At 73.8% G+C, this 19,428-nt stretch carries 9 protein-coding genes and 1 pseudogene; 9 read left to right on the forward strand and 1 reads right to left on the reverse strand.

The window, feature by feature from the left end; translation table 11 throughout:
• Nucleotides 1-54: 54 nt before the first annotated feature.
• From GL259_RS27885 to GL259_RS27895, 3 genes are all read left to right on the forward strand, one after another.
• On the forward strand, nt 55-2,448 hold the full coding sequence (locus GL259_RS27885; RefSeq protein WP_159536048.1) for an ATP/GTP-binding protein: 2,394 nt from the start codon (nt 55-57) through the stop codon (nt 2,446-2,448).
• Between the two features lie 158 nt (nt 2,449-2,606).
• Nucleotides 2,607-4,166 carry a PucR family transcriptional regulator gene (locus tag GL259_RS27890; protein WP_159536049.1) on the forward strand — a complete coding sequence of 520 codons (1,560 nt, stop codon included), beginning with the start codon at nt 2,607-2,609 and terminating at the stop codon, nt 4,164-4,166.
• Nucleotides 4,167-4,456: 290 nt separating this feature from the next.
• Complete coding sequence (locus GL259_RS27895; protein ID WP_159536050.1) at nt 4,457-5,902, forward strand: aldehyde dehydrogenase family protein; 1,446 nt, start codon at nt 4,457-4,459, stop codon at nt 5,900-5,902.
• A 96-nt stretch (nt 5,903-5,998) separates the two neighbouring features.
• On the opposite strand, the gene GL259_RS27900 is transcribed toward GL259_RS27895, so the two are convergent.
• On the reverse strand, nt 5,999-8,842 hold the full coding sequence (locus GL259_RS27900; RefSeq protein WP_159536051.1) for a glycoside hydrolase family 3 C-terminal domain-containing protein: 2,844 nt from the start codon (nt 8,840-8,842) through the stop codon (nt 5,999-6,001).
• 356 nt (nt 8,843-9,198) lie between these two features.
• Here GL259_RS27900 and GL259_RS27905 point away from each other — a divergent pair, with 356 nt between their 5' ends.
• The 6 genes and pseudogenes from GL259_RS27905 to GL259_RS27930 all read left to right on the forward strand — a co-directional run bounded on the left by GL259_RS27905 (nt 9,199) and on the right by GL259_RS27930 (nt 19,402).
• Nucleotides 9,199-10,893: an extracellular solute-binding protein gene (locus GL259_RS27905; protein ID WP_159536052.1), complete on the forward strand. Its 1,695-nt coding sequence runs from the start codon at nt 9,199-9,201 to the stop codon at nt 10,891-10,893.
• A 27-nt stretch (nt 10,894-10,920) separates the two neighbouring features.
• Complete coding sequence (locus tag GL259_RS27910) at nt 10,921-11,952, forward strand: ABC transporter permease subunit (protein WP_159536053.1); 1,032 nt, start codon at nt 10,921-10,923, stop codon at nt 11,950-11,952.
• The gene (locus GL259_RS27915) at nt 11,949-12,884 is read left to right on the forward strand and encodes a carbohydrate ABC transporter permease (RefSeq protein ID WP_159536054.1); all 936 of its coding nucleotides are present in this window, start codon (nt 11,949-11,951) and stop codon (nt 12,882-12,884) included. Before GL259_RS27910 ends, GL259_RS27915 begins: the two co-directional genes overlap by 4 nt.
• A 119-nt stretch (nt 12,885-13,003) precedes the next feature.
• Nucleotides 13,004-15,214: a 1,4-beta-glucanase gene (locus GL259_RS27920; RefSeq protein ID WP_159536055.1), complete on the forward strand. Its 2,211-nt coding sequence runs from the start codon at nt 13,004-13,006 to the stop codon at nt 15,212-15,214.
• Nucleotides 15,214-17,180, forward strand: a pseudogene (locus GL259_RS27925) (beta-galactosidase). The gene GL259_RS27920 and the pseudogene GL259_RS27925 overlap by 1 nt, the downstream one beginning before the upstream one ends.
• A complete protein-coding gene (locus GL259_RS27930) occupies nt 17,177-19,402 on the forward strand; it encodes a glycoside hydrolase N-terminal domain-containing protein (protein WP_159536056.1) in 2,226 nt (741 codons plus the stop codon). Before GL259_RS27925 ends, GL259_RS27930 begins: the two are co-directional and overlap by 4 nt.
• Nucleotides 19,403-19,428: the final 26 nt, after the last annotated feature.

Consider the following 19,428-nt stretch of genomic DNA (forward strand, 5'->3'; position numbering starts at 1 on the left):
GCGTTAGATTGACTCGCTGACGGTGGACGGAGCGGTTGCTCAGGGGGCAAGGCGATGGACAGCGACGGAACCCGGGACACGCGGGGTACGCAGGCGGATCCCGTGCCGCCCGCGGTGCCGCCTCGGCCGAGTCGGGCACCGGACGCGCCCTTCGTGCCCGGACAGGTCCCCCGGACCGCGTCCACCGTCGCCGCCTGGCTCGACACGGCGCGGCCGGCCGCCCGGCCCGGGATCTGGCGGTACGGCTACCGCCCGCCGAAGCGGACGCAGGAAAGGCTCGCTCCGGTGACGGTCGCCGGCATGCTGGTCCCGCTCGCCCTGGCGGCCGTGGTGTGGTCGCTGTGGCGGCGCGGCGTCACCTCGTACCAGTTCGCCCCCTTGCGGATGTTCACGCCGGACGACTGGTGGTGGGGCGGCACGGTGGTCTCGCCCAAGGTGTTCGAGGGGCGGGCGGTGCCGTCCCCGGGGGCGGAGGCCCTGGTGGTCTACGAAGGCGTCTCCTTCGCCGTGCTGGTCCTCGCGGTGGCCGTGCTCGGCAGCTGGCGCGCCATCGTCCGCCACTACGTGGGCCGCAGGCCCCAGCCGGCACGCGCCCTGATCGCGGCCCTCCTCGCCCTGTTCGCCCTCAGCCTCGTCTTCCCCGACGCCTTCCCCGGCGCGGGATGGTCCGCGGTGCCGGTCGTCGATCCGCTGCTCTCCCTGACCGTGCTGGTCTCCGGCAGCTACGAGCCGATGACCTCCCCCTCCTTCACCAACACGCTGTACGCGGTCGTCACGCTGCTCGTGGTGTGGCCGTTCGCCCGCCTCGGCGCCTGGTGGCCGTACGCGAAGGAGCGGCTCACCGCCCGCCGGGCGGGCACCGCCCCCGGCACCCCCGCGCCCGTCCGTCCCCGCTCCCAGTGGCCCGCCCTGCGCGACGCCGGCCAGCACGAGGCCGCCGAGCTGCTCACCGCCGAGGTCACCGGTGACCGCATGAACGACGTCGACTGCACCCGCATCGAGCACGCCTTCGCCGCCGCCCGGCGCGGCGCCACGCTGGACGCCTTCCGCGACACCGTCCTGCGCCAGGGCGGCGCGGCCTGGACGCACCCCTCCGGAGCCCGGGACCTGCCGCGCCGCACCGCCCGCCACGACCTGCTCGCCGGTCAGGTGCGCATCGGCCGCTGGGTGGCGGCCGAGCGCGCCCCGCAGCCGTACCAGGGCGCCGGGGCGGCCCTCGGCCCGGAGGTGCTCGGCACCTCGCTGCTGGCCGTCGGCCCCTCCGGGTCCGGCAAGACCCGCGCCCTCGTCGAGCCGGTGACCGAGGCGCTCGCGCTGCAGGCGCTCGCCGGGCGCTGCGCCGTCGTCGCCGTCTCCGCCCCCGGGAGCCCGCTCGGCGCGGACGACGCCTTCGACGTGATCGTGCGGATCGGCGACCCGTCCTCGGTGCACGACCTCGACCCGTACGCCGAGTCCGACGACCCGGACGAGGCGGCCGCGATCCTCGCCGAGGCGCTGGTGGGCGACCTCGACACGGTCGGCGCGCAGGGCGCCGCCACCGCGCTGGCGCAGCTGCTCGGCCCCTTCCGGGCGGTGCACGGACGCTTCCCCTCGCTGCCGGAGCTGCGCGAGCTGCTGGAGGGCGAGGAGCGGACGCTGGCCCCGCTGCGGGAGGCGCTCACCGCGCGCGGCAACGACGTCATGCGCCGCGAGCTCGAGGCGCGCGCCCGGCAGACGGGCACGCCGGGTGACGCGGGCCGGGCCCTGGCCGACCGGCTGGCGCTGCTGAACCGCCCGGTGTTCGCCGACTTCCTCGGCGGGGGCGGTCCGGGCCGGCCGTTCTCCCTGCGGGCGGTCGCCCACCACCCCCTGCGGGTGCGGATCGACCTGCCCGAGCGCGGCCACGAGGAGGCCGGCCGGCTGATCGCCCGGCTGGTCCTCGCACAGTTCCACGCCGTCGTCCGGGAGGGCCGGCGCGCGCACTTCGCCTGTCTGGTCCTGGACGACGCGACGGGCACGGTCACCGCGGAGTCGGTGCGCCGCATCCAGCGGCTGCGTTCGCAGAACGCGGGCGTGCTGCTCGCCCTGCGCTCCATCGGCGACGTCCCCGAGGCGCTGCACGGCCCGCTCTACGGGGCGGTGGGCTGCCGCATGGCCTTCTGCGGCGTCACCACCTGGGACGGCAGCCGGTTCGCGCAGGCCTGGGGCACCGAGTGGGTGGAGACGACGGAGGTCGCCCGGCACACGGTCTTCGCCGACCAGCCGATGACCCGCGCCTTCCACGCGCTGCGCAAGCTGGTGACGGGCAAGGCGGTGACCACGGACGCGGTCACCGTGCGGCAGGTCGAACGGGAGCGGTGGTCGGCGTCGGAACTGGCGCACGCAGTGCCGCCGGGGCACGCGGTGCTGTCACTGACGACCGTCGAGGGGGAGCACGCGCCGCCGTTGCTGGTGGACCTGCGGGACTGAGCCGGCGGGCCGGGCGGCGCGGACGCGCGGTGACGCGGGGACCGTACGGTGAGGCAGAATCGACACAGGTCGTTCATACGCGGCGGCCAAAAGATCACCGTGATCACCGAACCTCCCACCCGGCGGTCCCCTCCGACGTCCACCGACCTGAAGGCCCCATGCCCCCGACGCTCGCCTCGCTCGTCCACCACTCCGCGCTCAAGCTGACCGTGCGCGCGGGCGAGGACCGCCTCGACGTGCCGGTCCGCTGGGCGCACGCCAGTGAGCTCGCCGACCCCGTGCCCTACATGGAGGGCGGGGAACTGCTGCTGATCACCGCGCTCAAGCTCGACGCGGAGGACCGGGAGGCGATGCGCCGCTACGTGAAGCGGCTGGCGGAGGCGGGGGTCGTCGGGCTCGGGTTCGCCGTCGGCGTCCACTACGACGACATCCCCGACGCCCTCGTCGACGCGGCCCGCGAGGAGGGGCTGCCGCTGCTGGAGGTGCCGCGCCGCACCCCCTTCCTCGCGATCAGCAAGGCCGTGTCCGCCGCCATCGCCGCCGACCAGTACCGCGCGGTGACCGCGGGCTTCGCCGCCCAGCGGGAACTGACCAAGCAGGCGCTGACCGAAGGGCCGGAGGGGCTGCTGGCCGCGCTCGCCTCCCAGGTCGACGGGTGGACCGCGCTCTACGACGCCTCGGGCGCCGTCGTCGCCACGGCACCGGAGTGGGCGGGGCGCCGCGCCGCGCGGCTCACCGCGGACGTCCAGCGGCTGCGGGAGCGGCCCGCGCCCGCCTCCTCGGTCGTGGCCGGGCCGGAGAACGAGGACCGGGTCGAGCTGCACTCCCTGGGCACCGGCCGGCGCCCCCGGGCCGCGCTCGCCGTGGGCACGGCCGCGGCCCTCGGCACCGCCGAGCGGTACGCCGTGCACTCCGCCATCGCCCTGCTCACCCTGACCACGGAACGCTCCCGCTCCCTGCACGCCGCCGAGCAGCGCGTCGGCGCCGCCGTCCTGCGCATGCTGCTCGCCGGGGAGCCGGACCACGCCCGCGCGGTGGCCGGGGACCTGTACGGCGGCCTCCTGGACGCGCCGTTCCGGATCATCGTCGCCGCCCGGGGCGAGGCGAACGGCGACGCCCTCGGAGCCCTCGCCGAGGTCGCCGAGTCCGCCGCCGCCCGCTCCGGCGAGGCCGTCCTGGTCGTGCCGGAGGGGGAGGACCGCCTCGTCGTCCTGGCCGCCGACGGGGGTGCCGCCGTGGCCGCCTGCTGCGACCACGCCGGCGCGCGGGAGGCGGCCCGCAAGGCCGACGAGGACGACCTGGTCGTCGGGCTGTCCGCGCCGGCCGGACCGATCGCCGCGTCCGCCGCCTACAAGCAGGCCGAACAGGCGCTCTCGGTGGCCCGGCGACGGGGCCGGGTGCTGGTGGAGCACGAGCGGATGGCCGCCGGGTCCGTCCTGCCGCTGCTCGCCGACGACGCGGTCAGGGCGTTCGCCGACGGGCTGCTGCGCGCGCTGCGCGAACACGACGCGACCGGACGCGGCGACCTCGTCGCCTCCCTGCGCGCCTGGCTCTCCCGCCACGGCCAGTGGGACGCGGCGGCGGCCGACCTGGGCGTCCACCGCCACACCCTGCGCTACCGCATGCGCCGGGTCGAGGAGATCCTCGGCCGCTCCCTGGACGACCCGGACGTCCGCATGGAACTGTGGCTGGCCCTCAAGGCGACGGCACCGGAGTGAACCGGCCGGCCCGTCCGGGGCCGCCGCTGCCTGCGGGGCCGGGGGAGGCCGGGGACGAGGTCCGTCCGGGGCCGAAGCGGCGGTCCGGGGCGCGGCCCCCGGGGGACGGGAAGGCAAGGGGCGGCGGGGGCGGACCCGGTGAGCCCGTGCCACCGCCCCACCCCGCCAATCCGTCGAACCCCCACGTCCCCACCACTACGACTCGGCCAAACTCCCCCCGGCGCTCCCCGCCCTACCGTGGACCCAGCAACCACGTACACACCCCCAACGCGGAAGGGCCGGGACTCCACATGACCTCCACCCACGCCTTCTGGCTCGCCGGCCGCCGGTCCACCGGCGAGGCCGCCTTCGACGTCACCTCCCCCTGGGACGGCCGGGTCGTCGGCACCGTGAGCGTGCCCACCGACGCCCAGGTCGAGGAGGCCGTGGCCGCCGCGTACGCCGTCCGGGGCGAGTTCGCCGCCACCCCCGCCCACGTCCGCGCCGCCGCCCTGGACCACGTCAGCCGCAGGCTCGTGGAGCGCACCGAGGAGATCGCCCGGCTGATCTCCGCCGAGAACGGCAAGCCGATCAAGTGGGCGCGCGGCGAGGTCGGCCGGGCCGTCTCCGTGTTCCGCTTCGCGGCCGAGGAGGCCCGCCGGTTCAACGGCGGCGAGGCCCAGCGGCTCGACACCGACGCCGGCGGCCAGGGCCGGCTCGCCCTCACCCGCCGCTTCCCCAAGGGCGTCGTGCTCGGCATCGCGCCGTTCAACTTCCCGCTGAACCTGTGCGCCCACAAGGTGGCCCCGGCCATCGCCGCCGGTGCGCCGATCGTGCTCAAGCCGGCCCCGGCGACCCCGCTGTCCGGGCTGATCCTCGGTGAACTGCTCGCCGAGACCGAGCTGCCCGCCGGCTCCTGGAGCATCCTGCCCGTCCCCAACGACCGCATGCCCGCCCTGGTCCAGGACGAGCGGCTGCCGGTGATCTCCTTCACCGGGTCCGAGAAGGTCGGTTACGCGATCATGGACTCGGTGCCGCGCAAGCACTGCACCCTGGAGCTCGGCGGCAACGGCGCGGCCGTCGTCCTCGCCGACTGGGCGAGCGACGAGGACCTGGACTGGGCGGCGACCCGCATCGCGACCTTCTCCAACTACCAGGGCGGCCAGTCCTGCATCTCCGTGCAGCGCGTGATCGCCGACGCCTCCGTGTACGACCGGCTGCTGCCGCGCATCGTCGCCGCCGTCGAGGCCCAGGTCACCGGTGACCCGAGCGACGACGCCACCGACGTCGGCCCGCTGGTCAGCGAGGACGCCGCGCAGCGCGTCGAGGCCTGGGTGCAGGAGGCCGTCGAGGCCGGCGCCACCCTCCTCACCGGCGGCAAGCGCGACGGCGCCTCCTACGCGCCGACCGTGCTCACCGACGTGCCGGCCGACGCGACGATCGCCTGCGAGGAGGTCTTCGGGCCGGTCCTGACCGTGCAGAAGGTGGACGGCGAGGCCGCCGCCTTCGCCGCCGTCAACGACTCCAAGTACGGCCTCCAGGCGGGCGTGTTCACGCACGACCTGCAGACCGCCTTCCGGGCCCACCGCGCCCTGGAGGTCGGTGGTGTGGTCGTCGGCGACGTGCCCTCCTACCGCGCCGACCAGATGCCGTACGGCGGTGCCAAGCAGTCCGGCGTGGGCCGCGAGGGCGTGCGGTTCGCGATGGACGACTACACGTACGAGCGTGTGATGGTCCTGACCGGCCTCGCCCTGTAGCAGCCGCCGGGAGCCGTCCCCCGCGGACCCCGAAGGGGCCCGGCACCGAGGACATCGGTGCCGGGCCCCTTCTTCGTGCCGGCCGCGTCCGGACCCTCAACCGGAGAAGCCGACCCGCGCGAGCCGCAGCGGGCCGCGCAGTCCGAGGCGCACGTCGTGCACGCCGTCCACGGCGGCGGTGACGGGCGCGGTGAGCGTGACGTAGGCGTACCGGTCCGCCGAGGGCGACCGCGGTGACAGCGCGGCGAGCACCGGTCCGCCGTCGAGGGACAGCTCGACCGTGCCCTCGCCGGACACCTCCACGCTCACCTCCGACAGGCCGCCGCCGAAGTCGCAGCGGCGGAAGACGAGTTCTCCGTCCTTGCCGCCCACGGCGGTCACCGCGTCACCGGCCGTCCTGCTGCGGTCGACGATCTGCGTGCCGCTCTGCTCGTCGAAGCCGGCGGCGTCCAGGCCGCGGTCGAGGACGGGGCGCGGGAGCGTGGGCTCGCCGTCGAGCGTGACGGTCGTACGGAGCCGGACGTCCTCGCTGGAGGCGCCGGCCAGCAGCTCGTACGGGCCCGGCTCGACGCGCCACCGGCCCACGGCGACGTCCCAGAACGCGAAGGCGGACAGCGGGACGTCGAAGGACAGCTCGGCCGTCTCCCCGGGCGCCAGGGTCACCCGCCGGTGGGCCACCAGCTCGCGCCGCGGACGCGGGACCGACGCCCGGACGGCGCGCGTGTAGAGCTGGGCCACCTCGTCGGCGGTGACGTCCCCGGTGTTGGTGACCGTGAAGGAGACGCGCACCGCCGTCGCGCCGGCGCGGGCCGTCAGCGCTCCGTAGGAGAACGCCGCGTACGACAGGCCGTGGCCGAAGGGGAACAGCGGCGTGCCCTCGAAGTACAGGTAGGTCTGACGGCTGCCGATCACGTCGTAGTCGAGGAGGTCCGGCAGGTCGGCGTCGTCGGCGTACCAGGTCTGCGGCAGCCGGCCGGCGGGGGAGACGTCACCGGCGAGCACCCGGGCCAGCGCGGTGCCCGCGGCCTGCCCGCCGTGCGCGCTCCACAGCACCGCCGGCAGGTCCGCCGGGTCGACCGCGTACGGGTAGGCGGAGACCAGCGCCAGCACCGTGTGCGGGTTCGCGGCGCGGGCGGCGCGCAGCAGCATCTCCTGCTGGGCGGGCAGGCGGAGCGTCGTGCGGTCCTCGGTCTCGCGCCCGTTGATGTGCGGGTCGTTGCCCGCGACCACGACGACCACGTCGGCCCGGGCCGCGGCCCGGGCCACCGCGTCCGCTCCGCGCTCGACGACGACCACCTCGAAGACCTCGGGGTCCTCCTCGGCAACCTTCACGCCGTCGGCGGCGACCTGCACGTGGCGTCCTGTCCCCACGTGCCTGAGGAGGTGACCGTCCCCGTGCGGTTCCAGACGGAACGTCTCCTGGACGATCCAGCCGCCCGGCTGGTCGGCCGAGGCGCGGACGTACCCGTCCTCGGCGACCGAGAGGTAGCGGCCGTCGGGGGCGCGCAGGGTGAGCACGCCCCCGCCCCAGTCGACCAGGGCGAGTCCGGTGCCGTCCGGGCCGGCGGTGAGCGGGGGCAGGTCGGTGCGGCCGGCGAGCAGCGCGGGGTCGAGGGCGCCCTCGGCGCCGCGTGCCGCCCCGGGGGCGTCGGGCGCGGGCGGGACGTGCAGGAACGTCCCGGCGGCGGTCTTCAGCAGGACGCGGTCCACGCCCTCCGCGAACTCCACGCGTTCGGCGCCGAACCGCTCGTGGATCCCCTCCAGCGGGGTGGAGCGGTGGATGAGCGTGCCGCTGTACCAGTCGAGCTTGCACTCGTCGGCGAGCAGTCCGACGACCGCGATCCGGGTGTCCGGTGCAAGCGGCAGCAGGCCGTCGTTCTTGAGCAGCACGACCGCCTGCTCGGCGGCCTCCTGCGCGAGCGCCCGGTGCTCCGGCGTGTCGAAGGCCCGGTCCCCGGCGTACGGGTCCGCGTCCGGGTCGAACTCGCCGAGCCGGAAACGCACCGAGAGCTGGCGCCGGACGGCCGTGTCGATGTCGGCCTCCGTCAACAGGCCCTTCTCCAAGGCCCCCTTGACGCGCGCGACGGTCCTCGAGCCGTCCGTGCCGTGGTCGGTGAAGCTGTCGACGCCGGCGCGCAGGGCCGCCGCGACGGCCTCCTCGTGCGTGTCGAAGTAGTGCTCGGAGTCGACCAGGTTGGACGGTGCGCCCGCGTCCGAGCAGACCAGCAGCTCCTGGTCGGTCCAGGTGCGCAGATGCTCGCGCAGGTACGGCGAGACGTGGTTGGGGCGGCCGTTGACCAGGTTGTACGCCGGCATCACCCCGGCCGCCGTGCCCGCCTCCACCGTGTCGCGGAAGGCGCGCAGGTCGTACTCGTGCAGCACGCGCGGACGGACGGAGCTGGAGGAGGTGTCGCGGTCGGTCTCGTTGTTGTGCGCGAGCCAGTGCTTGAGGACCGGCGCCGTGCGCCAGTACACCGGGTGGTCGCCGCGCAGACCGCGGGTGTAGGCGGTGGCGATCGCCGAGGTGAGCCCCGGGTCCTCCGCGTACCCCTCCTCGTTGCGGCCCCACAGGGGGTGGCGCAGCAGGTTGACCGTCGGGGCCCAGACGTTGAGGCCGACGCGTTCGTCCCGGGCGCGCATCGCCCGGGTCTCCCGGGACACCGCCTCGCCCACCCGGCGCACCAGTTCCTGGTTCCAGGTCGCGCCCAGGCCGACCGCCTGCGGGAACACCGTCGCCGGGCCCATCCAGGCGACGCCGTGCAGGGCCTCCTGGCCGGTGCGGAAGGCCGCGACGCCCAGGCGCTCGACGGCCGGCCCGAACTGGTGCAGAAATCCGATCTTCTCGTCGAGGGTGAGCCGTGACAGAAGGTCGTCGATGCGCTTCGCGAACGGCAGTCGCGGATCGCGGAAGGGCGGCGTGGGCGGCGTCGGTGCGGTCACGTGGGGTTCCCCTTGAAATGGAGCGGAGAGGCGCTTTCGAAGCGCTTCGATGCTCATTCGGAGTGGGGTCGGGTGTCAAGGGAGCGGGGTGCGGCGGATCCGGATGATCCGGGACAGGCCGTGGCGTGCACGGCTGCGTCGCGATCGCGCATACCTCCGAGGAATCTTCGGAGCGACCCTTGTGCGCCTTGAGGTGTTCACTTAACCTCGCAGCAACATCGAAGCGCTTCGACTGCGAGGCCCGCCATCCGGCGCACCCTCCGCCAACGACCGCTTCAGCTCAGCCAGTTCCACTGAAGACACCGCAGCCGACGGCCACCGCCGGGTGTCCTGGTGCGCCATGAAGGGTTGACGCAATGACGCCGAACGCCGCCCCCCACTCCTCCGGACCCAGCCGGAGAAGCTTCCTCGCCTCCACGGCGGCCGCCACCGCGGCGGTGGCCGGAGGGATGCCGCTGCTCGCCGCCTGCGGCGGGTCCGACGGGGGTTCGCGCGACGGCACCACGTCGGGCAAGGACGCCGAGAAGCTGCTGCCGGCGTACGTGGCGAGCAACGTGGTCACCCCCGACATCCCCAGCAAGAACGGCTCCGCGGCGGGCTTCACCGGCAAACTCGATCTCGCGGACCTGAAGACGTCGGTGCCGAAGAAGCTCGGCAAGGGCAACAAGGTCACCGTCATGTCGCCGTTCTGGGGCTCCCCTCCCAAGGACGGCAACGCCTACTACAGGGCGATGAACGACCTCATCGGCGTCGACGTGGTCTGGCAGAACCAGGACGGCAACACCTACGACCAGAAGCTCGGCGCGGTCCTCGCCTCCAGCGACGTCCCCGACGTGGTGGTCGTGCCCGGCTGGAACATGACGGGCAAGATCCCCAGCGCCATCATCGGCAAGTTCGCCGACCTCGGCCCGTACCTCTCCGGCGACGCGGTCAAGGACTACCCGAACCTCGCGGCGATCCCCACCGACGCCTGGCAGCGGTCCATCTTCGGCGGCAAGCTGCGCGGCCTGCCGATGCCGTCCTCGTACGTGACCGGCATCGTGCCGCTCTACCGCCGGGACATCTTCGAGAAGGAGGGGTACGAGGTCCCCCGCTCCTGCGACGAGTTCATGGAGCTGGCCAAGGACGCCACCAACGCCAGGGCCAAGCGCTGGGCCTGCCTCGACATGAAGTGGACCGCCTTCAACGCCTTCGGTGTGCTCTCCGGCGAGGAGAAGTCGCTCGGCTGGAACCAGGTCGACGGCAAGCTGGTCTACCGCATCGAGACCGACGAGTACCTCGAAGCCCTGGAGTGGACCCGCAAGCTGTTCGCCGCCGGCGTCGTGCACCCCGACGCCAAGCTGGGCAAGAGCAACGCGACCGACCCCGGACCCAAGTTCGCCGCCGGCGAGTTCCTGATCTACAACCAGGACATGTCGCAGTGGTGGAGCCGCACCGCCGAACAGGCCACCCAGAACCCGGACTTCGAGATCTGGGGCATGGACGTCTTCGGCCACGACGGCGGCGACCCCACGCTGTGGGCCAAGAACCCGGCCGGCATCTTCGCCTTCGTCAACAAGAAGGCCCCGGAGGCCGTGATCCGTGACGTCCTGGCCGTCGCCAACGTCACCGCCGCGCCCTACGGCACCAAGGAGTACATGGCCACCAACTACGGCGTGGAGGGCACCCACTACACCGTCAAGGACGGTGTGCCCACCAAGACCGACCAGGGCAACATCGACGTGATGAACGCCTATGTGATGATCGCCAGCCCCGCTCCGACCATCGCCCACCCCGACTTCCCCGAGGTGGCCCGGGGCCAGGTGGAGTGGCAGCAGCGGATGGGCGCCTTCACCAGGAAGTCGGCCTTCTACGGCATGCAGATCACCGAACCCGCCCGCTACACCAACCTCTCCAACGACTTCGAGCAGCTGGAGGACGACGTCATCCGCGGCCGCAAGAAGATCAGCGACGTGCAGCAGGCCGTCTCCGAATGGAGGAGCAAGGGCGGGGACGAGCTGCGCGACTGGTACCGGAAGATCCTGGACGAGAACGGTTCGGCGGCCGGCTGAGCAGGTACCGAGGCAAGGAGAACCGCCGTGTCCCACAGCACGGTGCCTCGGACCGGTGCCGAGGCCGAAGCGAAGGCGACCTCCCCGGCGGCGCACGGCGCCGCCGGGGCCCCGAAGAAGCGACCCGCCGGAAAACCGAGTCTGCGGGTGAGGCTCAGACGCGACCGCGTGCTGCTGCTGATGACGCTGCCGGCCGTGCTGCTGGTGCTGCTCTTCAACTACGTGCCGATCCTCGGCAACGTCGTCGCGTTCCAGGAGTACGACCCCTACATCAGCGACAACGGCGTCGTCTCCATCCTGAACAGCCCCTGGGTGGGCCTGGAGAACTTCCAGCGGATCTTCGAGGACTCCGCCTTCTGGAACGCCGTGCGCAACACGCTGGTGCTGTTCGTCCTCCAGCTCGTGCTGTACTTCCCCGTCCCCATCCTGCTCGCGCTGCTCATCAACAGCGTGGTCCGGCCCCGCGTCCGGGCGATCTCGCAGGCCGTCCTCTACCTGCCGCACTTCTTCTCGTGGGTGCTGGTCATCGCCGTCTTCCAGCAGCTGTTCGGCGGTGCCGGCATCCTGTCCCAGCTGCTGCGCGCGCACGGGTACGACGGGCTCGACATCATGACCGACCCGGACACCTTCAAGTTCCTGATCACCGCGCAGAGCGTGTGGAAGGACGCGGGCTGGGGGATCATCGTCTTCCTGGCCGCGCTGGCCTCGGTCAGCCCCGACCTGTACGAGGCCGCCGCGATGGACGGCGCCGGGCGCTGGCGCCGGATGTGGCACGTCACCCTGCCCGCGCTGCGCCCGGTGATCGCCCTGCTGCTGGTGCTGCGGGTGGGCGACGCGCTGACCGTCGGTTTCGAGCAGATCCTGCTGCAACGGGACGCCGTGGGGCCGGGCGCCGCCGAGGTGCTGGACACCTTCGTGTGGTGGAACGGCGTACGCAACCAGGACTTCGGTTACGCCGCCGCGGCCGGACTCGTCAAGGGCGTCATCAGCCTCGGTCTGGTCCTCGCGGCGAACAAGGTGGCCCACCTCATGGGCGAGCAGGGGGTGTACAAGAAGTGAGCGCCGTCATCGACAAGTCCGCGGGGAAACCCGGCCGGTGGGCGGCCCCGCCCCGGCCGGTGTGGGAGGAGAGGCCCAGCAGGGCCGGGCTCGCGGGCAAGGGGCTGGTCCTGCTCCTCGCCTGCCTGGCCATCCTGTTCCCGCTCTGGATCGTCGTCGTCACCAGCCTGTCCTCGCGCAGGACCATCGACGAGGCCGGCGGCCTGGTGGTGATCCCGCAGGACATCACCTTCGTCGCCTACCAGGAACTGCTCGGCGGCGGCCAGGTCACCCGCGCCACGGTCATCAGCCTGCTCGTCACCCTCGTCGGCACGGTGTTCTCGATGACGGTGTCGGTGCTGTGCGCCTACGGCCTGTCCCGCAGCAACTCCCTCGGGCACCGCTGGATCCTGATGGTGCTGCTGGCCACCATGTTCTTCAGCGCCGGTCTCATCCCCACCTACCTGCTGGTGCAGTCGCTGGGCCTGACCGACACCTACCTCGCGCTGATCCTGCCGAGCGCGATCAGCGTCTTCAACATCCTGGTCCTGCGCGGCTTCTTCATGAACATCTCGCAGGAGCTGATCGACAGCGCCCGCATCGACGGGGCCGGTGACGTCCGGATCCTGTGGCAGATCGTCATGCCGCTGTCCCGGGCGGTGATCGCGGTGATCACGCTCTTCTACGCCGTCGGTTACTGGAGCGCCTGGTTCAACGCGTCCCTGTACCTCAACGACCAGGACATGCTGCCGCTGCAGAACGTCATGATCCAGCTGGTGCAGAAGCAGGAGGCCCCGGTCGGTCTCGGCCAGGCCATCAAGACCGGTCAGCTGTCGGGACTGGCCGTGCAGATGGCCGTCATGGTCATGGCCCTCCTCCCGGTGGCGGTCCTGTCGCCGTTCGTCCAGAAGCACTTCAAGAAGGGGATGCTCACGGGGGCGGTCAAGGGCTAGCGCCCCGAGCAACGGGGGAGTCCGCGCGGTCCTCCGGCCGCGAGCACGTGATGGCCGGCCGCGCGGTTCCCCGCGCCCCTTCGGGTTTCCCCACTCGACCCCGTAGACGAGGTTCTGTCATGTTCGCGTCTCCCCTGAGCCGGCGTGCCGTTCTCGCCGGCACCGCGGCCACCGCCGCGCTCGCCGCCGTCCCGCTCGCCCCCGGGCACGCGCGGGCCGCCGATGGCGCTGCGGACGCCCCCGCCTACCGCTGGCGCAACGTCGTCATCGGCGGCACCGGGTTCATCACCGGCGTGCTGTTCCACCCCTCCGTCCGCGGACTCGCCTACGTCCGCACCGACATCGGCGGCGCCTACCGCTGGGACGACCGGACCGGCCGCTGGATCCCGCTGCTGGACCACATCGGCTGGGACGACTGGAACCTGCTCGGCGTCGAGGCGATGGCGGTCGACGCCGCCCATCCGGACCGGCTCTACCTGGCCTGCGGCACCTACGCCCAGTCGTGGGCGGGCAACGGCGCGATCCTGTGCTCCGAGGACCGCGGCGCCACCTGGCGGCGGACCGACCTCACCGTGAAGCTCGGCGCCAACGAGGACGGCCGGGGCGCGGGCGAGCGGCTGCTCGTGGACCCCAGGGACAGCGACACCCTGTGGCTGGGCACCCGGCACGACGGTCTGCTCGGGTCGACCGACCGGGGCGCCACCTGGGCGCCGGTGAGCGGCTTCCCGGCCACCCCGTCCGCCACCGGCCAGGGCGTCACCCTGCTCGTCGCCGCCGGACGCACCGTCTACGCCGGCTGGGGCGACGGCGGCGGGGCGAATCTGTTCCGCACGTCCGACGGCACCACGTGGGAGGCCGTGCCGGGGCAGCCGTCCGGCACCGCCGCACGCGTGCCGATCCGGGCCGCGTACGACCGGCACACCCGCGAGCTGTACGTGACGTACGCCGACGCCCCCGGGCCCAACGGGCAGTCCGACGGGAGCGTGCACAAACTGCGCACGGACAAGGGCACATGGACCGAGGTGACGCCGGTCGAGCCGGGCGGGACCGCGCAGGACGGCTCCGCCGACACCTTCGGCTACGGCGGTGTCGCCGTCGACGCCCGCCGCCCCGGCACCGTCGTCGTCTCCACCAACAACCGCTGGGCGGCGGTCGACACCCTGTACCGGTCCACCGACGGCGGCCGCACCTGGAGGTCCCTGAAGGACTCCGCCGTCCTCGACGTCTCCGAGACGCCGTACCTGAGGTGGGGCGGGGACGAACCCAAGTTCGGCTGGTGGATCCAGGCCCTGGCCCTCGACCCGTACCACTCCCGGCACCTCGTCTACGGCACCGGCGCGACCCTCTACGGCACCCGCGACCTGAAGCACTGGGCCCCGTGGATCCGCGGCCTGGAGGAGACGTCCGTGCGCCAGCTGATCTCGCCCCCGGCCGGCAGGGCGCACCTGATCAGCGGCCTCGGGGACATCGGCGTGATGTACCACGAGAGGCTCACCGCCTCCCCGTCGGACGGCATGGCGGCGAACCCCGTGTTCGGGACGGCGACCGGTCTGGCGCAGGCGGCCCGCAGACCGCGGTACGTCGTGCGGACCGGCTGGGGCGACCACGGCAACGGCGCGTACTCCCACGACGGCGGACGGACCTGGGTACCCTTCGCGGCCCAGCCCGCGATCGCCAAGGACGCGCCGGGGCCGATCGCCACCGACGCCGACGGCGGCGTGCTGCTGTGGTCCTTCGTGCACTGGGACGGCACCAAGCACCCGGCCCACCGCTCCGCGGACAACGGCGCCACCTGGACCGAGGTCCCCACCTTCCCCAAGGGCGCCGTCCCGGTCGCCGACCCGGCCGACCCGGCGCGCTTCTACGCGTACGACACCGGCACGGGGACGCTGTTCGCCAGCGCCGACGGCGGGCGCACCTTCACCGCGCGGGCGAGCGGACTGCCGTCCGGCGACAGCCAGTTCAAGCTGGTCGCGGCGCCCGGCCGGTCCGGCGACCTGTGGCTGAGCACCAAGGGGAACGGGCTGTACCGCTCGACCGACGGCGGCGGGACCTTCACGAAGGTCGAGAGCTGCCGGGCCTCCCACACCCTCGGCTTCGGCAAGGCCGCCGAGGGCGCCGACTACCCGGCGGTCTACCAGGTCGGCTCGACCGAGGCGATCACCGCCGTGTACCGCTCCGACGACGAGGCGAGGACCTGGGTGCGGATCAACGACGACGCCCACCAGTGGGGCTGGACCGGCGAGACCGTCACCGGTGACCCGCGCGTGTACGGCCGGGTCTACCTCGCCACCAACGGGCGCGGCATCCAGTACGGGGAGCCCGTCTGATGCCGAACCTGAGCGACGCCACCCGCGGCCGCCTCCTCTACGGCGGCGACTACAACCCCGAGCAGTGGCCCGAGGAGGTCTGGCACGAGGACGTCCGCCTGATGAAGGAGGCCGGCGTCAACTCCGTCACCCTCGGCGTCTTCTCCTGGTCGAAGCTGGAACCCCGCCCGGGGAACGCGAGTTCGGCTGGCTGGACCGGCTGATGGACCTGATGCACGAGAACGGCGTCGGCGTCGTCCTCGCCACCCCGACCGCCTCACCGCCGCCCTGGATGGGGCACCGCCACCCGGACACCCTGCCCCGCGACGAGGACGGCCGGACCGAGTGGTGGGGCGGCCGCCAGCACTTCTCGCACTCCAGCGCCACCTACCGCCGCTACGCCGCCGCCATCACCGAGGACCTGGCCGCCCGCTACGCCGGCCACCCGGCCCTCACGATGTGGCACGTCAACAACGAGTACTGCACCCACGACTGGGGCGACGAGGCCGCCGCCCGCTTCCGCGCCTGGCTGCGCGGCCGCTACGGCACCCTCGACGCCCTCAACACCGCCTGGGGCACCGCGTTCTGGAGCCAGGGCTACGGCGACTGGGCGGAGGTGATGCCGCCCCGCCGCGCGCACTACCGGAAGAACCCCACCCAGGTGCTGGACTTCAGACGCTTCACCTCCGACATGCTCCTGGAGTGCTACACCGCCGAACGCGACATCGTCCGCCGGCACACCCCGCACCTGCCGGTCACCACCAACTTCATGCCGCTGTGGGCCGGCCAGGACGCCTGGCGGTGGGCCGAGGAGGAGGACGTCGTCTCCGTCGACCTCTACCCCGACCCGCGCGACCCCCTCGGCGCCCAGGACGGGGCGCTCGTGCAGGACATGACCCGCTCCCAGGCCCGCGGCCCCTGGATGCTCATGGAGCAGGCGGCCGGACCGGTCAACTGGCGCGCGGTGAACCACCCCAAGCCGCGCGGCCTCAACCGCCTGTGGTCCCTCCAGGCGGTGGCGCGCGGCGCGGACGCCGTCTGCTACTTCCAGTGGCGCCAGTCCCGGCAGGGCGCGGAGAAGTTCCACTCCGCGATGGTCGGCCACGCGGGGGCGGAGGGACGCACGTACCAGGAGGTCAAGCGGCTCGGCGCGGACCTGGCACGGCTCGCCCCGCACGTCTCCGGTGCCCGCGTCACCGCCGGCGTCGCCGTGCTGCACGACTGGCACTCCTGGTGGGCCGGCGACCAGGAGGGCCGGCCCTCGCGCGAGGTCGACTACCCGCGGGTCCTGCGCGCCTGGCACCGCGCGCTGTGGCAGGCCGGCCTCACCACCGACTTCGCCCACCCCGAGCACGACCTGTCCGGCCACCGGATGGTCGTCGTGCCCCAGCTCTACCTGCTCACCGACGCGGCCGTCGACAACCTCCTGGGATACGTACGCGGCGGCGGCACCCTCGTCTGCGGCTTCCTGACCGGCGTCGCCGACCAGGACGACCGGGTGCGGCCCGGCGGCATGGACGCCCGGCTGCGCGAGCTCTTCGGCATCCGCACCCTGCACGAGTGGTGGCCGCTGGACCCGGGGGAGAGCGCCGCGTGCGAGGGCTTCGAGGGCTCCCTGTGGTCGGAGGAGCTGGAACCCGACGGCACCGCCGACGAGACGACGCCCTACAAGGGCGGCGAACTCGACGGACTGCCCGCCGTGCTGCGCAAGGGCCGCGCCTGGTACGTCTCGACGCTCCCGGAGCCGGAGGCGCTGCGCGCGCTGCTGACCCGCGTCGCGGGACAGGCCGGCGTCCGGCCGGTGCTCGGCGGGCTGCCGGACGGGGTCGAGGCGGTGCGCCGGGGCGAGCTGCTGTTCCTGCTCAACCACGGCCGTGAGCCGGTCACCGTGGACGTCCCCGGCACCCACCACGACCTGCTGACGGAGACGGCCGTGACCGGCCGGCTCACCCTCGGCCGCCACGGCGCGGCGGTGCTGCGGTCATGAGCGCCACGCCCGTCCACGGAACCTGGGAACCGCGCCCGGCCGGCCGCTGGGAGGACGGCTTCCTGAGCGGCAACGGCCGTCACGGCGCCCTTGTGTTCGGTGACCCGGACGACGAACGGACCGTCGTCACGCACCACACCCTCGTCCGGCCGGACGAGGGCGGCGAGCACCGCCTGCCGCCCCGCCTGGCCGACGGACTTCCCGGCCTCCAGGACCGTCTCCTCTCCGGTGACCTGGCCGCCGCCGAGGACTTCACCGACGGCCGCCCCCTCCAGTGGGTGCGGCCCTTCCACCCGGCCTTCCAGGTGCGCCTGCGCCGCCCGGGCGACGACGGGAACGGGGAGGAGGACGACGAGCGGACCCGGTACCGCCGCACGGTCGACTTCGCCACCGGCGTCCTGCAGGCGGCCCGCGCCGGCTGGACCAGCCGCGCCTTCGTCTCCCGCGCCGACGACGTGATCGTCCAGCACGTCACCGCCCCCGGACCCGTCCTCGACGTGTTCCTGGACCACCGCCTCCCGGGCGCCCCCACCGCACTGGGCGTCGGCCACGGCGCCGTCCTCACCGCCGACGGGGCCCTGCTGAGCCTGCGCGCCCGCTACCCGGGCAGCGACCGCGCCTACACCGGGACCACCCTGGTCGCCGTCACCGGCGGCACGACCACGCTCGGCCCCCAGGGGGTGCGCGTCGAGGACGCGCGGTCCGTCCTGCTGCTCACCCGGGTGCGGCGGCACACCGGGGAGGCGGACGTGGTCGCCGAGGGCCGTGCCCTGCGGGACCTGCTCGACGAGGCGTGGGGCTCCTACGACGGCCTCCTGGCCCGCCACCTGCCGCACCACCGCACCGCCTACGAGCGCGTCACCCTCGACCTGGCCGCCGACCCGGCCGAACGCGCCCTGCCGGGCTCCGCGCTGCTGACGCGGCCGCACAGCGCCGCCCTGCTCGAGCGGCTCTTCGCGGCCGGCCGCTACCACCTGCTGTCCGCCAGCGGGATGTTCCCGCCCCGCCTCACCGGACTGTGGACCGGCGACTGGGACACCGCCTGGTCCGGCGCCTTCACCAACGACGCCAACCTCAACCTCCAGACCGCCTCCGCCGCGGCCGCCGCCCTCCCCGAGGTCACCGAGGCGCTGGCGTCACTCGTCCACCGCCAGCTGCCCGACTGGCGGGACAACGCCCGCGCGGTCTTCGGCGCCCGGGGCGTGGTCGCCCCCGCGCACACCGACGGCGAGTCCGGGCACGCCTACCACTTCAGCCGCGAGTACCCCCTCCACCTGTGGACCGCCGGCGCCGACTGGCTGCTGAAGCCCCTCGTCGACCACGACGAGACCCGCGGCGCGCGCGATCCGCGCACCGCCGCCGCGCTCGCCGAGGTCGCCCTGTTCTACGAGGGCTTCCTCACCCGCACCGACGCCGAGGGCCGGCTGGTCGTCGTCCCCTCCTACTCGCCCGAGAACCGGCCCGCGAACGCGAGCTGGGGCGCGATCAACGCGGCCATGGACCTCTCCGCGGCCCGGCACGCCCTGCTGACCGCCGCCGACCACCACCCGGAGCACGCCGACCGCTGGCGGGCGCTGGCCGACCGGCTCCCGCCGCACCGGGTCAACGCCGACGGCGCGCTCGCCGAATGGGCCCGGCCGGACCTGGACGACTCCTACGACCACCGGCACCTCAGCCACCTCTACGGCGTCTGGCCGCTGGAGGAGATCACCCCCTACGACACCCCCGGCCTGGCCGCCGCCGCGCACCGCGCGCTGGAACTGCGCGGCACCGAGAACGACTCCGCGCACGGCCACCTGCACCACGCCCTGATCGCGGCCCGCCTCCGGGACGGCGAACGGGTCGCCCACGCGCTCGCCCGGGTGCTGGAGGGCGACTTCTTCCACACCTCCCTGATGAGCGCGCACTACCCGCACCGCGACGTCTACAACGCCGACGCCGCCCACACCCTGCCCGCCGTGCTGATCGAGGCGCTCGTGCAGTCCACCCCCGACCGGCTGGTCCTGCTGCCCGCGCCGCCGCCGGCGTACCCGAGCGGCGCCCTGCGCGGGGTGCGCACCCGCTTCGGCGCCGCACTCGACCTCACCTGGTCCCCGGACGGCGCCACCGCCGTCCTGCGGCCGGCCCGCACCCACCGCGTCGACCTGTGGACTTCCGCCGGCGCCGAGCCCCTCGACCTCGTCGCCGGAGAAGACCGCGTCCTCACGCTGAAGACGCGGTGATCCCCGTGATTCCCCCCACCCATGGA

The organism is Streptomyces sp. Tu 3180 (assembly GCF_009852415.1).
Taxonomy (GTDB): Bacteria; Actinomycetota; Actinomycetes; order Streptomycetales; family Streptomycetaceae; genus Streptomyces.

Coding starts and splice junctions, on each gene's coding strand:
- GL259_RS27920 (WP_159536055.1), top strand. CDS start 13,004: ATGTTCGCGTCTCCCCTGAGCCGGCGTGCCGTTCTCGCCGGCACCGCG.
- GL259_RS27885 (WP_159536048.1), top strand. CDS start 55: ATGGACAGCGACGGAACCCGGGACACGCGGGGTACGCAGGCGGATCCC.
- GL259_RS27895 (WP_159536050.1), top strand. CDS start 4,457: ATGACCTCCACCCACGCCTTCTGGCTCGCCGGCCGCCGGTCCACCGGC.
- GL259_RS27890 (WP_159536049.1), top strand. CDS start 2,607: ATGCCCCCGACGCTCGCCTCGCTCGTCCACCACTCCGCGCTCAAGCTG.
- GL259_RS27905 (WP_159536052.1), top strand. CDS start 9,199: ATGACGCCGAACGCCGCCCCCCACTCCTCCGGACCCAGCCGGAGAAGC.
- GL259_RS27930 (WP_159536056.1), top strand. CDS start 17,177: ATGAGCGCCACGCCCGTCCACGGAACCTGGGAACCGCGCCCGGCCGGC.